Below are 16,139 nucleotides of genomic sequence, written 5' to 3' on the forward strand. Positions count from 1 at the left end.
ATGGAATCCCAAATAGACATACATTTGCCTAACGGAGTTTTACAACGCTTGCAAAATGTGAAAGATTTTGTGGGCGGAAGCGTTAACTCTCTAAGTAACTCAGCACAACAAGTTGGGGAGTCTTTGAAGGCAACAGCCACTACAACGACTGATAAAGCAATTGATACAGTTACGACAAGCTTAGAGCAAACTTGGCAAACTGCTGATAAATTTAAGAGTACAACATCGGGAGCAGTTAAAGATGCAATGACATCTTCTGTAAGTGATTGGCTGACACAACACCCGATATTTTTTCGGTTAGTTCAAATACTAGGTTGGGCGGCTAATCACCCAATTATTAGTATAGTGATTTTGCTATTTGCACTTGCTCTCATTTGGAGCATCATCAAAGCAATTGTCCGCTTGATTGAAACAGCTAGTTGGTCAATACTCCAAGTACCGATAAAATTAATTCAAGCTTTTATTCAAGTTAGTTTTCTAACCTTAGTTAAAGTTGGCAGCTTTGGTGTTAGACGAATCACAGGTGCTAAAACAACTGATAGCCTGCATACTTTACTACCTGAAAATTTTCAACCAAATAAACAACAACGATTAGTAGAAATTTCTAGTCGCTTAGAAGCAATTCAAAAGGAACAGAATGAGCTTTTACAAGAAGCAGCAAACTTGATTGCTTCAGATACAATCGATATAGAAATATCAAAAATTAAACAGCTAAAAAGCGCTGAATCACATCTTGGCTGAGTTCAGTGGTGGAACCGGAAGCGACAATACCACCTTTTTGCATAGCGTAATAGTAATCAGCCTGACGGACAAAGTGCAAATGTTGCTCTACCAATAAAACAGAAATACCTGTGGTTTCAACGATACGACGGACTGCGGCTTCAATTTCTAGGATAATGGAGGGTTGAATACCTTCAGTGGGTTCATCTAAGACGAGTAATTGAGGTTCTCCCATTAAAGCACGGGCGATCGCTAATTGTTGCTGCTGTCCCCCACTCAAATCACCACCCATCCGCGAAAGCATCGTTTTTAACACCGGAAATAAGCTAAAAACTTCCTCTGGAATTTCTGATTTTTTTGCCTGCTTCTTTCTTGCTTCCAACCCCAACAGCAGATTTTCTTTGACTGTCAACCGGGGGATAATTTCTCGTCCTTGGGGGACATAACCAATTCCTAACTTTGCCCTTTGGTCAGGCGATTTCGAGTTGATTAATTCTCCAGCTAAGTTAATTGTACCACTGCGGGGTTTGAGTAAACCCATAATTGTTTTGAGTAATGTAGATTTACCTACACCATTGCGTCCAATCAGGCATATCATTTGCCCAGATGGTACGCTTAAATCTACATTGCGGAGAATATGGCTTTCGCCGTAATAAACGTTAAGGTTAGAGATTTTTAGCATTAGAAAACTGACTGCAAATGAATTTTACTTATGTTTCATCCACAACCCGATAACACCAGCAACTACTATATCACCGAGCGAAAGGGGTTCAGGAATAGGAATGGCAATAACAGACTTGCATGGAATCAGTGGTAATTGCTGATTGGGCGCTAACAGTAGAGCAGGTGTTTAACAGCGCAAACCGACCAGAATTACCAGATGAATAGAAAGTGCGTTAGCGTAGCGTCTCGTTGGCGCAGCCTCTCGTAGAGAAGAGAAGTTATCAAGTTTTTCATTCTTGCTGTTGTCCCAAATATACTTCAATAACACGGGAATCATTTTGAACTTCCTCAAAATTGCCTTCGCACAGCACCGAACCTTCATGTAAGACTGTCACCTTCCGAGCAATTTGACGCACAAATTCCATATCGTGTTCAATGACTAAAATTGAATGACTCTGAGCTAGTGCTAAAAGTAACTCGCCAATATTGTAAGTTTCTTCATCTGTTAAACCCGCAACTGGCTCATCAACAAGTAATAAGTCTGGTGACTGTGCTACTAACATCCCAATTTCTAAACGCTGCTTTTCTCCATGAGAAAGTAAAGCTGCTCTGAAGTCTGCTTTAGGAGTTAAACCGATAGTTTCTAATAATCCTTTAATACTATTCTTTTCGGCAGTATTAGAACGCCCAAACAAAGTAGAAAAGACATTTTTATTTTTATTACTGGTAATTTCTAGATTTTCACGGGGCGTTAAATTTAAGTAAATTCGGGGTGTTTGAAACTTGCGCCCAATTCCTAACCGCGCAATTTGATGTTCAGGTAAAGAACGTAGGTTTTTACCTTTGAATAAAACTCGCCCAACGGTTGGTTGTACTTTCCCTGTAATCACATCCAGAAATGTTGTCTTTCCCGCACCATTGGGGCCAATTACTACCCGTAATTCACCCACATCCATGCTAAAGTTTAGCTGATTTAAAGCCTTAAACCCGTCAAAACTAACAGTTACGTTTTCAGTTTCCAATATTTTCGCGTTCATGTTGCACTTCGGGGTCTTCTTCCAAGGTGGGATATGTAATAATTTCTTGACGACGGTTGAAAAGAAGGATATTATGACCGCGCAACCATCCAACTATGCCGTCAGGAAGCACTGTGACGACTATCAAAAATAGTGCGCCTTGGAAAAATAGCCAGATTTCTGCAAATTGTTCACTTAAAAAAGTGCGGGCATAATTTACTAACAAAGTTCCGACAATTGCGCCAATTAAAGTAGCGCGTCCGCCTACAGCTACCCAAATCACCATTTCAATCGAAAAGGCAATATCCATTGCTCTCGGTGAGACAGAACCACTTTGAATGGTGTAAAATGCTCCTGCTATGCCTGTGATCGCACCTGAAACTGCAAACACCAATACCTTATAATCTGTAGGGTCGTAGCCAGAAAATCTTACCCGACTTTCATCATCACGAATCGCTATCAACAATCTGCCAAAGCGTCCAGTTGTCAACCAGCGACAAATGCCGTAGGTGGCTGCGAGAAACACTACAGTCAGCGTGTAGAAAACAAATTGCGTTTTTGCATCGCTAACCGTTGCCCCAAACAAAGTTGTAAAATCTATGAGTCCGTTTGTACCGTTGAAAAGTTGTTGTTGACCGTTAAAGAAATTGAAAAATACAATAGTTCCGGCTTGAGTCAAGATAGAAAAATAAACTCCCTTGAGGCGATTTCGGAAAACCAAATATCCCAACAATCCCGCCAATAACCCTGGAATTAGTACCACAAAAGCTATTGTCAAAGGAAACGAATAAAAAGGTTTCCAAAACACGGGAAGTTCCGTGACGCCATAAAGCCCCATGAAATCAGGCAATTCACCAGTAGGGACTTGGAGTTTCAGGTACATTGCGATCGCATATCCACCCAAACCAAAGAAAATACCATGTCCCAAACTTAGTAAACCAGTATAACCCCAAATCAAATCAATACCCAAAGCCACAATCGCCAGCGACAAAAATCGCCCCAACAAATTCAGGCGAAACTCCGAAAGTACCACTGGCATAATAATTATAAGGAAGAGTGCGATCGCAAGCACCACACCCACCTCAATTAATAACCCTCCTCCCCTGTTCCTCATTCTCTGGGCCCTCCGCGCCTCTGCGGTTTAAACATCAACAGTACGTCCCTTCTGCGGAAAAATTCCCCCAGGCTTCCATTGTAAAAACACAATAATCAGCGCAAATACCATCACCTTCGCCATACTCGTCGTCGCAAAAAAAGTAAAAAAATCAGCCAAAGGTTTAACAGGAGTCAACAACAAAGCCAGAGTACCAGAACCAATTAAAAAATTAGCCGTACCAATAGCCAAAGCTGCCACAATAGTACCTGCTAAATTGCCCACACCCCCAACGACAACAACCATAAAAGTATCAATAATATAGTTTTGTCCCGTATTTGGCCCTACAGAACCAAGTAAACTAATAGCACATCCAGCCACACCAGCTAAACCAGAACCCAGTGCAAAAGTGATAGCATCAACCTTTTGAGTTGGGATACCCAAACAAGCACTCATACTCCGGTTTTGCGTCACAGCCCTAATCCTTAAACCCCAGCTAGAACGTTGTAAAAATAAATAAATTCCCGCCACACAGATTATTGTTAAAGCAATAATAAATAACCTGGCAAAGGGTAATTGTACACCACCTAAAGACATCCCCGCTTGTAACCAAGTAGGTGCAGTTACATCCACATTTTGAGCGCCAAACCAAGGTTGAGTCACTGCTAACTGATAAGTTTGACTCAATAAATTGCCCGTTGTGATTGTCACCCCTAGCGATAATAAAAATATCACCGCCACTATCCAGTTACGAACTCTTCCCAAATCTGTGCGAGAATTTAAAATCCATAAACCTCCAAAAAATAACAGAGAAAATATAGCTATGCCAATTATCAATACCCAATTCACGCTGCGAACAAACTGTTGAAAAATTAAACTTACTCCCCAAGTTGCTAGTAGGGTTTCTAAAGGGCGTCCATAGAGATAACGAATCACGCCTCTTTCTAAGATTAATCCCACAGCAGCCGTGAACATAAAAGCAATAATCAAAGCCAAAAATATATAAACTTCAAACCACATCCCGCCCAATTGTTTACAGCCATTTTGGACAACAAATGTTGTATAAGCACCGAACATCATCAATTCACCATGCGCCATATTGATGACACCCATCAATCCAAATATAATCGCCAATCCCAACGCGGCAATTAATAATACAGCGCCGATACTAATACCATTAAATACAGCTTCTAAGAATCCTGTTAACACTTATTTCTCCACAACAGCTATTAGCTAGTAGTTAGTACCTCGTTCGCAGTCTCTGACTGGGAATGCCTATTGAGAGGCTCCGCCTCCTGTAGAAATGGCAGAGCCGCAATAAGGCGCATTTCCAGGTTCTACCTGGAAACGAGAATTTCAAAGAGATTTTTACAAATTAGATTTTCTTGTACTTACCACCCTTAGCAGGGTCACTCCAATCACAAGCAAATCCCTTAGTCTCTTTTACAAATTGATTCCAAGGAACTGGCTCAACTGCTGTCGGAGTAGCATAAACAATATCAAACAAACCATCTTGCCTTACTTGACCAATCCGCACAACTTTGGATATGTGATGATTGACGTCCATTGTTACTTTACCTTCAGGTGCATCTATGGTTTGACCATACGCCGCAGCACTCACTTTAGCTATGTCTGTAGTACCAGCTTTTTCTACTGCTTGCTTCCACAAATAAACTGCAATGTAGGCTGCTTCCATTGGGTCATTTGTTACCCGATTTTCACCGTACTCTTTTTTGAAAGCTGCAACAAACTTCTTATTAGCAGGTGTGTCTACTGTTTGGAAGTAATTCCAAGCTGCGTAGTGACCTTTGAGATACTCTACACCAATTGCTTTAACTTCTTCTTCGGCAATACTGACAGACATGGAGGGATATTTTTCTGGTGTCAATCCAGCCCCTTTTAATTGTTTAAAGAAAGCAACGTTGCTATCACCATTTAGAGTATTGTAAATTACACCTCCATTAGGCAAAGCTTGCTTAATTTTAGTGATAATCGGTGTAACTTCTGTGTTACCTAGCGGTAAATAATCTTCGCCAACTGTTTTACCACCTAAAGCTTCTAGTTGGGCTTTAATAATTGTGTTAGCTGTGCGGGGGAAAACATAGTCCGAGCCAACTAAGAAGAATTCTTTTCCCTTATTTTTCAACAGCCAATCAACAGATGGTTCGATTTGTTGATTTGGCGCAGCGCCAGTGTAGAAAATATTTTTAGAACACTCTTGACCTTCGTACTGCACAGGATACCAGAGCATATGGTTTTTGCTCTCAAATACTGGCTTAACATTCTTGCGGCTAGCAGAAGTCCAACAACCAAAAACTACAGCGACTTTATCTTGATCTATTAGCTTAGTTGCCTTTTCCCTAAAAGTATCCCAGTTAGAAGCACCATCTTCAGTAATTGCTTCAATTTGTTTACCTAAGATACCACCGGCGGCGTTAATTTCTTTGATTGCTAATTTTTCAGCATCGACAACGCTTTTTTCACTAATAGCCATTGTGCCACTCAAAGAGTGCAAAATACCTACTTTGATTGTGTCACCAGCAGTAGCAGCCGCTGGGGAAGCAGTAGGAGGTGCGACTGGACTCTCTGTAGCAGTTGGGGAATTATTCGCGCAAGCTTTTAAAAAAAAGCTGCTTCCGAAAGTTAGAGAACCGTAGATCAAAAACTTACGTCGGTTAAATTGTCTTCTCATATCTTTATGAATTTTCCTCTTGATGAATCAACTAACTTAATAGAAAGCTGACAACATCAAACTTTAAAGTGTGATGATAGTGCGATAGTTTACTAGTAAAAAGTTACATCTTATACAAAATGTTTGTTTTTGTAATAAAAAAATAACTTTACAATATTAATCTTTGTTAAGCTTAGGATTGTGAAATTATTGTCAGCGATGAAGAGATAACTGGATAATAATTTCATCTTCCTTGCCAGATGCAAAATTAGCAAAGCGCTTTGCCAAAGGTGGTATAATCACCAAAGGATTGCTAAACCCAGAGAATAGATAAACACTCTCAAATCCTGGGATAGTACCAATCAAGGCCAGGCGATCGCTACTAAATGCCACCAAGCAATGATGCCAAGTTCCTGCTAAATTCTCCAAAGCTGGTAACACTTCACCGACACTTCTTCGCAACCATTTTTCACTTACCTCTGAGTTTATCTTGGCATGAGGATCTGTGAGAACGCGGCTAATTTGACCGATGCGAAAGCTACCATCTTGAAACTGAATCGCACCCGCATCTAAAATTGGCGGTACTGGCTCATTACCTGGTTGATTCCACAATTCATCAACTTGAGTAGATTCAGCTTCTAGTTTAAACCGTTGCACATTAGCTGGCATAACTAAGGTGCGTAACTGCACATCTACAGATGGAGTTTCAATTATTTCTGCGTGGGTAAAATACAGCTTGATGGGAATACTAGCAGATTTTAAAAGCTGGCGGCTGAGTCCACCCGCACAAATGACAACGTTAGCACTGTGGAAAGTTGCAGTAGTTGTTTTTACACCATCTTGCAGTACTTGTAATACTTGGGTAATCTGCATTTCACCCCCAGCCCGTTCAAAGGCTTGGATGTAAGCTTTTGCTGTTTTTTCTGGGTGAATATGACCGTGTTTAACAGTTAAAGCACCAGATATCGCCTCTCGATTTAGCTGCGGTTCCAACTCACAAGCTTCTTGGACACTCAGTAAACGGGGTGGAATGGCAAAATCATTATATGATGCAGCAGTTGCTTCTGGGTCATTGGCGGCTGAAATAGTTAGTAATAAATCTAATTCCCGAAATTCGATATCAGCGTCTAACTCTTGAGATAGGATATGGTAACGCGCGATCGCTTCTTCGCATAATTGACGAGTTAGTGGTGTATTTGCCGACCAATAAGCAAGCCCACCATAACTATAGCGAGTTGCATTTTGTGGTCTGCTGTATTGCTCCAACAAAAGTACAGAAAAGCCAGTTTTAGCAAGTTCGTAGGCGAGTGCAGCACCCGTAATTCCACCGCCAACTACAATCCAGTCGTAGGTTTTCATCTAATATGTAGCTTGTAAACGACTTAAAAGATACTCTCCCGCAAGGATAGGGGGATAAATAGGCGATTGTTCTTTTTGGCAACTTTCCAGACAAGCAATTTTTGTATCATCATTGGGATGACAGAAAAAAGCAATAGAATACCGGGACTGGTTCACCCTGTTATCACCGGGAATCATTACCCGATGCTTGGTTGAGCAAAATATATTATTTGTCCACCGTTGCATTAAATCGCCAGTATTAACTACCATAGTATCAGGAATCGCAGGTGCGGCAATCCACTCTCCAGATGCTGTCTGTACTTCCAACCCGCCAACGTCATCTTGGAAAAGTAAAGTAATACTGCCATAATCGCAATGCTCACCGGCACGCACCTGTCCGGGTTTCTGTGGTGTCTGCAATGGGGGATAATGGAGCAATCGCAAGGTATGATTTTGTTGATTGTGTCTTGTGATAAAAAAATCTTCTGGCAATTCCAATGCCAAAGGAAATGCTTGCAGTATCGTGTTAGCAAGTTCTGTGCAACTATCATAAAAGGCGAGAATAGAAGTATCTATCCCTACAACCGCTTGTTTGTTTACATTAAACGCCTCTTTCAGGTCGCCTGGTTTGTTGGGGTCAAGACGTTCTCTCTCAAGACCAACATAACCCGTGTTACTAAACTCATCACTCCAAGCTTGCTTTTGCTTAACTTCTAAGGGTAAATTGAAGAAAGATTTGCTGTGAGTGAATACTTGCCTGATTAGGTCTTTTGATATTTTTGAATTCTGTAAGTACATGAAGCCAATTTCATGGCAAGCTTGATAAATTTGTTTGATAACAGTTTGCCGAGTTATTGTGTTGCCAGTGGTAAAAGCAGTTAAATCTATTACTGGAATTGTAACCATTTATATATAATTAGAAAATTTGTGTTTTATTAACAGTATTATACTCAATACTTAGGTACGGAAGTTTACAATGTCTCTTGCTCCTTGGCGAAGCGCGATCGCTCATGCACTCGATCGCAACCGCAGCCTTGTTTATGCCCGTTACCTCCAACTAGCAACGGTGCAGGCTAACGGTCGCCCCGCTAATCGTACCCTAGTCTTTCGCGGCTTTCTGGAAGATACAAACCAGCTAAAATTTATCATAGATAGCCGTAGCGCTAAAGCCGACCAGATACAGCAACAACCTTGGGCAGAAATTTGCTGGTACTTCCCCAATACACGAGAACAATTCCGTATTAGTGGCTGTTTGACTCTGGTAGGAAATGATGATTCTCACCAAGATTTACAGCCAGCCCGCATTTCCATTTGGCAAGAACTGAGTGATGCAGCACGTTTACAGTTTGCTTGGCCTCATCCTAGCAAACCCAGAGTTGAACCTCCAGAAACCTTTGCACCACCAGCACCCGACCCCGTGCAGGCAGTGCCTAATTTTTCCCTACTGCTACTCGACCCAGTGCAGGTAGACCACTTAGAATTACGCGGCGAACCACAAAATAGAAGATTTTATGGCCGCGATGAAAATCAAGAATGGTTTTGTGAAGAAATTAATCCTTAATTTTGTCCGTTAGGAGTTATGACTTGGAAGGTGCAAAGATAATTTTTATTCCTCACTCCTCACTCCTAACTCTTAACTCCTAACTTTCTTTAAATACCTGCACCATCTAGAAACTGCTGTATTGCCTTATCTTTAAGGCTGCACACAGGAGCATCTTGTGATAAATAAGCTTGATTAGAAGCTACACAACCTACCAATACAGGAGTTTTTTCAGAAGAGTTGGTGCGCCCAAGAGTTTGTATTTGTTCTTCCAGCGCCTCAATCCGGTCTACTAAAGCACGAATCACTTCGGCTTCCGAATCTGGTAAGTTATTGTGTTCAAGAGGTGCAACCCGGACTCCAGAACGATATATAATCCGCCCAGGCACGCCTACCACAGTACAGTCAGAAGGGACATCCCTGAGAACAACAGACCCAGCGCCAATACGGACATTATTGCCAATTTGGATATTGCCCAGTACCTTCGCTCCAGCTCCAAATACGACATTTTCACCCACAGTCGGATGGCGCTTGCCACATTCTTTACCAGTACCTCCAAGGGTGACACCTTGATAAATTAGGGCATAGTCTCCCACGATCGCAGTTTCACCAATTACGACACCCATGCCGTGGTCAATAAACACACTTTGCCCAATTGCTGCACCAGGATGGATTTCAATTCCAGTCAAAAACCGAGCCAAGTGAGAAATCAGGCGGGGAATAAAGGGAAGACCAATAGTATACAGCCAGTGAGCCAGCCTATGGAATAGTAGGGCTTGCAAACCAGGGTAACAAAATAAAACTTCCAACCAGTTACGGGCAGCTGGGTCACGTTCAAATATGATACGAAAGTCAGCACGCAGTATAGATAGCACGAGATAGCACCCTCGGAAAGCACAACAAGCTACTATCCCATAGTATCCTCTCAGGTGTTACACATAAAAATTGGGAATGGGGCATTAATCACTTGACTCCTAACTCCTAACTCAGCACTCCCCATCACTGCTGCTCCACCGTCAGAGTATAGTCATGCTTGACCCCAGGATTAAATGTACCTACCCAAATCCGATATGTACCACTTTTCCAGTTGCGATCGCTAACGCTAGCATCTTTACTTTTGCCAGTGTCATCGCCGCAACGAATTGTCGTTTGATCTGGGCCTTCGATCAGTAAAGTGGTGTCGTTTCCCTTGCTATCGACTTGTATTGTCATCTGGGAAAAGTCCTTTTCCAAAACCATAATATGATCTGGCTTAGGATCGGCAAAACCAATACAGGCTTTTTGATCGCGATCGCGGTTACTTATGGCAGACAATGAGTAAGAACCACCTGTAAAGCCCTGCACTCTTCCTTGTGCTGGATCAAAGTTTGTTGATAAATTGAAAGTACCAAAATTTGCTGTCTCTGCTATTACAGGGGTAGCTGTGATGGCGGTAAGTATAGCCAACAGCCAACCGCCGCTAAACTGAAGTCGGGGGCGACAGTATTTCATAGTAGCCCTCCACCAGGCTGTTAAGTTAGTAATGATATATACACATTCTAATGAACAAATTTCAGTGAAATCCCAGTTGATTGTGCCACATTAAAATGTGCCACAAGAGATATTTTTGGAAGTAAACAGCTAATTGCTATGAGCATCTTTGCTATGCGCTTCCCAGCATGAAATACATAAAGTAATTTGATTGTCTCCTAGACGTTTCATATCTACAGGTGAAAATGACATATTACACTGCTCATCATATTCATAATACATCCACACGAATATATCATTTTTGTGAACTCCAACCATAGAAAGCTTCTGATATTTGCCTTCTATAATCTTTAAAAATCTATCTACAAAATTTACTGGAGGATCTAAAGCTTCTTCAATAAGTATTTGCTCCCAATAATTATTGGAATTGGTATCAACACCCAAAATATTACTGACTATTTTTATTTTGTCTTTTCCACAATCAACTCTTAAAATATACGTATACTTCATGGTGTAACTTCTAGTTTTATTTTTAATTTATGATAAAAAAGTGTAGAAGGTAAAGAATTGTTTTACCTTTTACACTTTGAATTTATGTGAAAATATCAGGAATTATTGAGTTTGAAGAAAACGCCACCTTTAAGCGCTCGCGTGTCAGTTCCATAACTACTAACTGTAAGCGATCGCAGATTATCAAAAAACGGTTTCCCTAAGACTTCCACTAGTTTGAGAATCGGTACTTGACGCTCTAACAAATTCTGGCTCTTTGTCCAATCAAGATATATATAGCCTTGGTTTGGTAGGGGAATCGCAGCAATACTATCTTTGAAATTGGGATTGTCAATTATGGAATTATCCTTGGTTGTAAGGATTTCATTCATAGTCTCTAAGTCAGAGGTGAAAATTTCGTAATTTCCTAAAGTTGTATGCAATCCCCGCACTTTTGTTTCAATGCTGAAAGATGCTCTTTCTTTAACATCAGTTTTTTTTGTAGCAGTGGTTAACTCTGTCCAGGCGGAGATTTTTTGCTTGTCTATAGTCAAGGGACTGATGCTGAGTCCGTTGGATGAGGCGATCGCATCCAAACGAGTAACACCTTGTTCTACATTCTCGGATTTTTCCACTACAAAAATCCAATGGGGGGTTATTTGCTCTTTCTCAGCTAACAATGCTATGGCATATTCTCCTTGTACCCAACTGAAAATATCCTCTGGGAAGTTTATACCCCAGCGTTTTTGAATATCCGCTAAGGGTTTTGCTAACCGAGAAACCACATCTTCCCCAGAACCATATATAGTAGCTGTTGTTTGTCTCCAGAGTTTGGCTAAATCACTCTCACGCAAATTACTTAAATTTGAGCCGGAAATTGCCAAACCTGCGGACGCTGGAATATACTGCAATGCTCCCACAGGTTTAGATAGTGGTGCAGATGGAGCGAGAATTTCCGATGAAGTCAAAAAGGTAGTTTCCGCCAGCAATCCTTTGGGGTTCAACGCCAAGGATATGATTTGGCTGTTATAAAGTTGTTCTGGTAACTCTAACCCTTGCCATTTTGCCACAATGGGAAGATTCAAGAAAGCTACAGCTAAACCCCCTTTGGGCAGTTCTTTGCTAGCTTTTTGGTATTCAGACGAACTGGCCAAATTCAGATCGGGCGCTTGCACGTTATTGATAGCATCTCGCAGCACCTTCGGATCGTTGGCAAATAACACAAACCCTTCACCAACAACAGCACCAGCTAGATAATTTTGGATTTTCTCTTCTGTGATTACTTCCTGATTGTCATAAATCAGCTTTATGCCTTTGTATTGTTCAACAGCTAAGTTTGCTCCAGCTAATGCTCGTTTGGAAAACAACAACTCCACAAACTCGCGGCTTTTCTCCGGTTGCTTGGTTGCTAGTGCCAACAGATACCCTGGCTGCTGTCCGTTTTCTCGATCGCGATCGATATCTAAGGTGGTGATAGCTAATGTAATTTCGTCCCCTAACCAGGGTTGAATGTCTTGTTTGTAATCTATGCCACTCTTGGCGAATAAACTGGTTTTGAGTTTAGATAGTTCTTCTTCCCGCTCCAGCGCCTGCAAACGGTCAGGATTCGCTAGCAATGAAACCATTACAGGCGAAAGTTTCGACACAAATATGGCTGCACCAGGCTGGGAGGTAGAACCAATGAGGTTAGCCGGACTTTTGGCGAAAAACCAGTAAAAGCCTGCGATCGCAATCACTAGCAGTGCGATCGCACCTGCGACGATAAAACCGATGAATGAACGTTGCCTATTCACATTAAACCTATTAAAAAAGACAATTTACAGCCATTTAAGCAGAAAGCCCAGCCCCTTGATGAAGAGGACACAGAGAGAGGGAGACGCGGTGACGCAAAGAATAAAAATATCCCCGTGTCCTATTGAGAATGGATGCTCATGCCAAGGCAAAGATTTTCTGTCACCATAAATAGTATTAGGACTGTTTACAGAAACCTCATGACAGGGAACTCTTTTAGTCAACCCATGAACCATATTAGTGTAGAAGAACTGGCACAACGTCTATCTTCTAGTGATGCAAATATTCAGCTAGTAGATGTGCGTGAACCACAAGAATTGGCGATCGCTAGCATTGAGGGCTTTGTCAACTTACCTTTAAGTCAATTTGCCGAATGGGCAGATCAAGTACCTACTCTCTTCAATCCTCAAGCTGAAACCCTAGTGCTATGCCACCACGGCATCCGTTCTGCCCAAATGTGTCAGTGGTTAATTGTTCAAGGTTTTACAAATGTTCAAAACATTTCAGGTGGTATTGATGCCTACTCCTTATTAGTTGACCCTTCAATTCCCCAGTATTAATTTCTGACTGAATCCATGACTCAGCTGGGACTTACTCTTCCAGCTGGCTTCTGCTATTCTAAAAATAGAACTGGATCAACTTAGGGTTTTGAGGGTAAAGTTTACACGTTTCGCTAGTGAGTATATATTCACGGAGCTTTTCGACCCAAACATATCAGCTATCACAGAAAAATACGTATTCAATAATACTGTTATAATTTCAAAGGTATGCAAAAATACTGTAATAACTCTAAGTAAAGGTAGCTTTCGCAGTCCAAGCCTAGCTCCTATTTCAAGCGCACTCTCAAAAAATTCTGGACGTAAACTTTCAAAATACTTATCATTATATAAGTGTATAATTTGCTATCTTAATTAATCAATTATTAATAATCTCTGTTTGCGATCAAATACAGAAATTTTTTCAGAGTTTGATTAAAATTTGCCTTCAGTAAAACATCCCATATGGAAGTCCAGTTAACAAATCGACAACAGCATATACTTTGGGCAACGGTACGTCACTATATTGCCACAGCAGAGCCTGTTGGTTCAAAAGCTTTGGTTGATGAGTACGACCTGGGTGTAAGTTCAGCCACAATTCGCAATGTGATGGGCGTTTTAGAAAAGTCTGGGTTACTTTACCAACCACATGCCTCTGCTGGACGTGTACCTTCAGACTCAGGCTATCGCATTTATGTTGACCAGCTAATTACACCTTCCGAAACTTTAGGACGAGAAGTAGAGGTGGCACTGCAAAAGCATCTCCAGTGGGAAGATTGGAGTTTAGAAACCCTACTACAAGGAGCGGCGCAGATTTTAGCAACCTTGAGTGGTTGCATTAGCTTGATCACTATGCCGCAAACAACTACAGCGCTAGTGCGACATCTGCAATTAGTGCAAATTGAAGCCGGAAGGATCATGCTGATTGTGGTAACAGATGGTTATGAGACACATTCCAAGTTGATGGATTTGTCGCCAATACCAGAGGAAACACAACGCGATCCAGAGGTAATTGATCGCGAGTTGCAGATTGTTTCTAACTTTTTGAATAGCCACTTACGGGGGCGAAGTTTGTTGGAATTAGCCTATCTTGACTGGAGCGAACTAGATCAGGAGTTCCAGCGCTACGGGGAATTCTTGAAAAATTCAGTTGCCGAATTGACCCGTCGCACTCTTGCACCGACTGCAACACAAATTATGGTTCGGGGTGTGTCAGAAGTTTTGCGCCAGCCAGAATTTTCCCAGTTACAGCAGGTACAAACGATTATCCACCTACTGGAAGAAGAACAAGACCAACTGTGGCGATTAATCTTTGAGGAACCAGAACCGGAGGATGCTGGCAAACCAAAGGTAACGGTTCGCATTGGCGCAGAAAATCCATTAGAACCGATACGCACCTGCACCTTGATTTCTTCCAACTATCGCCGAGGTTCAATACCAGTAGGAAGTGTGGGAGTTTTGGGGCCAACGCGTCTAGATTATGAAAGTGCGATCGCAGTCGTGGCATCTGCTGCTGATTACCTCTCAGAAGCTTTTAGTTATTTCAATCCTTAATAAGGATTAATCGTATTATGGTGATGTCTAGGGACAAGCCGCTACGGGTTTAGACAAGAGAATAATACCATAGCAGGCAGATAGCCCAATTTATAGCGGCAAAATCAATCATTAATACTACCTAAATCTTTCATGATTAGAAAAATTGTCTTTAGCGTCCTGTGGCTGGGATTCATTACCTATGCTTTTTTCCTCGCGCCTCCTGAGCAACCTGGTACATTCGAGTTGATTAAAAACATTTCTATTGGCCAGTGGCAAGGTATTAACCCGTTAGTCATAGCACTATTCAACCTCATGGGCATCTGGCCACTAATCTACAGCGCAGTAGTGTTTATTGATGGTAGAGGGCAAAAAATACCTGCTTGGCTATTTGCGATCGCCTCTTTCGCAGTCGGGATATTTGCCTTGTTACCCTACTTAGCCCTTAGAGAACCAAATAATAAGTTTGTCGGTAAAAAGAATGCCTTGCTCAAGCTGCTAGATTCTCGTGTGACTGGGGTTGTCTTGACGGTAGCCACGGTTATTCTAGTTACCTATGGTTTAACAGGAGGAGATTGGGGTAATTTTGTCCAACAGTGGCAAACTAACCGCTTTATTAATGTGATGAGTTTAGATTTCTGTCTACTTTGCCTATTGTTTCCCGCATTAGTAGGGGATGATATGGCGCGTCGCGGTTGGAAAAATCCGCAGTTGTTCTGGTTAATAGCGTTGATACCGCTATTCGGCCCGTTGATTTATTTATCTGTGCGTCCACCTCTACCAGAAGTGGGTGTAGAAGCAATACCCAGTCAGCAGCCAGCTGCAAATTAAAGAAGAATTACGCGATCGCCCGACGCAGGCGCACCCTGCGGGATCTTGCTACAGACTTCCCGGAAGCTGCCCCTGAAACTTATATCAGCATTTCTGCGGTTTTTTGAGCATTCGCATACCACCGAAATAGATATCAAAAGTGTTTAGTTAAGAGGTTTCTACAAAATTTCTAGAACAGAATTTACGCAAAGTCCCCTTTTTCAGTGGATTGGGGATTTTCTGTTGCGGGTGCGTAAATCCCAAGATAAAATTTTTTCTGAAAGTACTTTACAAAACGCAATAAATTATTTAAGATGTGTAACAGGTAGTCAAAGCTACCTAATTCATAAACAACCAAGCGCACTTATAAAACAATGACAGCAACCTTACAACAGCGCTCAAGCGCCAACGTATGGGAGCGGTTTTGCGAGTGGATTACCAGCACCAACAACCGTATCTATATCGGTTG

The 16,139-nt window shown here is 41.7% G+C and carries 16 protein-coding genes; 5 read left to right on the forward strand and 11 right to left on the reverse strand.

Features of this window, described 5'->3' with window-relative positions:
- Nucleotides 1-741 (forward strand): hypothetical protein, encoded by a 741-nt coding sequence (locus tag V7K30_RS26950; protein WP_335004581.1) that lies wholly within the window; start codon nt 1-3, stop codon nt 739-741.
- Here the strand turns inward: V7K30_RS26950 and urtE are convergent.
- The 7 genes from urtE to V7K30_RS26985 all read right to left on the reverse strand — a co-directional run bounded on the left by urtE (nt 704) and on the right by V7K30_RS26985 (nt 8,407).
- Nucleotides 704-1,402 carry an urea ABC transporter ATP-binding subunit UrtE gene (gene urtE / locus V7K30_RS26955; protein ID WP_335004583.1) on the reverse strand — a complete coding sequence of 233 codons (699 nt, stop codon included), beginning with the start codon at nt 1,400-1,402 and terminating at the stop codon, nt 704-706. The genes V7K30_RS26950 and urtE overlap by 38 nt on opposite strands.
- 271 nt (nt 1,403-1,673) lie before the next feature.
- Nucleotides 1,674-2,420 carry an urea ABC transporter ATP-binding protein UrtD gene (gene urtD / locus V7K30_RS26960; RefSeq protein WP_335004585.1) on the reverse strand — a complete coding sequence of 249 codons (747 nt, stop codon included), beginning with the start codon at nt 2,418-2,420 and terminating at the stop codon, nt 1,674-1,676.
- Complete coding sequence (gene urtC, locus V7K30_RS26965; protein WP_335004587.1) at nt 2,395-3,513, reverse strand: urea ABC transporter permease subunit UrtC; 1,119 nt, start codon at nt 3,511-3,513, stop codon at nt 2,395-2,397. Before urtC ends, urtD begins: the two co-directional genes overlap by 26 nt.
- A 27-nt stretch (nt 3,514-3,540) precedes the next feature.
- Complete coding sequence (urtB, locus tag V7K30_RS26970; protein ID WP_335004589.1) at nt 3,541-4,701, reverse strand: urea ABC transporter permease subunit UrtB; 1,161 nt, start codon at nt 4,699-4,701, stop codon at nt 3,541-3,543.
- A gap of 166 nt (nt 4,702-4,867) precedes the next feature.
- Nucleotides 4,868-6,184, reverse strand: a complete 1,317-nt coding sequence (urtA, locus tag V7K30_RS26975) for an urea ABC transporter substrate-binding protein (RefSeq protein WP_335004591.1) — start codon at nt 6,182-6,184, stop codon at nt 4,868-4,870.
- A gap of 192 nt (nt 6,185-6,376) precedes the next feature.
- Nucleotides 6,377-7,522: an NAD(P)/FAD-dependent oxidoreductase gene (locus V7K30_RS26980; RefSeq protein ID WP_335004593.1), complete on the reverse strand. Its 1,146-nt coding sequence runs from the start codon at nt 7,520-7,522 to the stop codon at nt 6,377-6,379.
- A complete protein-coding gene (locus tag V7K30_RS26985) occupies nt 7,523-8,407 on the reverse strand; it encodes an isopenicillin N synthase family dioxygenase (protein ID WP_335004594.1) in 885 nt (294 codons plus the stop codon).
- Between the two features lie 70 nt (nt 8,408-8,477).
- On the opposite strand from V7K30_RS26985, the gene V7K30_RS26990 reads away from it, so the two are divergent.
- Nucleotides 8,478-9,062 (forward strand): Npun_F5749 family FMN-dependent PPOX-type flavoprotein, encoded by a 585-nt coding sequence (locus V7K30_RS26990; RefSeq protein ID WP_335004596.1) that lies wholly within the window; start codon nt 8,478-8,480, stop codon nt 9,060-9,062.
- Nucleotides 9,063-9,151: 89 nt separating this feature from the next.
- On the opposite strand, the gene cysE is transcribed toward V7K30_RS26990, so the two are convergent.
- The 4 genes from cysE to V7K30_RS27010 form a co-directional block, all read right to left on the reverse strand.
- On the reverse strand, nt 9,152-9,916 hold the full coding sequence (cysE, locus tag V7K30_RS26995) for a serine O-acetyltransferase (RefSeq protein WP_335004598.1): 765 nt from the start codon (nt 9,914-9,916) through the stop codon (nt 9,152-9,154).
- Nucleotides 9,917-10,040: 124 nt separating this feature from the next.
- Nucleotides 10,041-10,532 carry a hypothetical protein gene (locus V7K30_RS27000; RefSeq protein WP_335004600.1) on the reverse strand — a complete coding sequence of 164 codons (492 nt, stop codon included), beginning with the start codon at nt 10,530-10,532 and terminating at the stop codon, nt 10,041-10,043.
- Between the two features lie 129 nt (nt 10,533-10,661).
- The gene (locus tag V7K30_RS27005) at nt 10,662-11,021 is read right to left on the reverse strand and encodes a hypothetical protein (RefSeq protein ID WP_335004602.1); all 360 of its coding nucleotides are present in this window, start codon (nt 11,019-11,021) and stop codon (nt 10,662-10,664) included.
- Between the two features lie 95 nt (nt 11,022-11,116).
- Nucleotides 11,117-12,793: a DUF3352 domain-containing protein gene (locus V7K30_RS27010; protein WP_335004604.1), complete on the reverse strand. Its 1,677-nt coding sequence runs from the start codon at nt 12,791-12,793 to the stop codon at nt 11,117-11,119.
- Nucleotides 12,794-12,991: 198 nt separating this feature from the next.
- On the opposite strand from V7K30_RS27010, the gene V7K30_RS27015 reads away from it, so the two are divergent.
- The 3 genes from V7K30_RS27015 (at nt 12,992) to V7K30_RS27025 (ending at nt 15,691) form a co-directional block, all read left to right on the forward strand.
- Nucleotides 12,992-13,351 (forward strand): rhodanese-like domain-containing protein, encoded by a 360-nt coding sequence (locus V7K30_RS27015; RefSeq protein ID WP_335004606.1) that lies wholly within the window; start codon nt 12,992-12,994, stop codon nt 13,349-13,351.
- A 441-nt stretch (nt 13,352-13,792) separates the two neighbouring features.
- The gene (gene hrcA, locus V7K30_RS27020; protein WP_335004608.1) at nt 13,793-14,881 is read left to right on the forward strand and encodes a heat-inducible transcriptional repressor HrcA; all 1,089 of its coding nucleotides are present in this window, start codon (nt 13,793-13,795) and stop codon (nt 14,879-14,881) included.
- Nucleotides 14,882-15,013: 132 nt separating this feature from the next.
- Entirely contained in the window at nt 15,014-15,691 is a 678-nt protein-coding gene (locus V7K30_RS27025; RefSeq protein ID WP_335004610.1) for a DUF2834 domain-containing protein, read from the forward strand.
- Nucleotides 15,692-16,139 lie beyond the last annotated feature (448 nt).

It is taken from the genome of Nostoc sp., from assembly GCF_036917655.1.
Lineage (GTDB): Bacteria > Cyanobacteriota > Cyanobacteriia > Cyanobacteriales > Nostocaceae > Nostoc.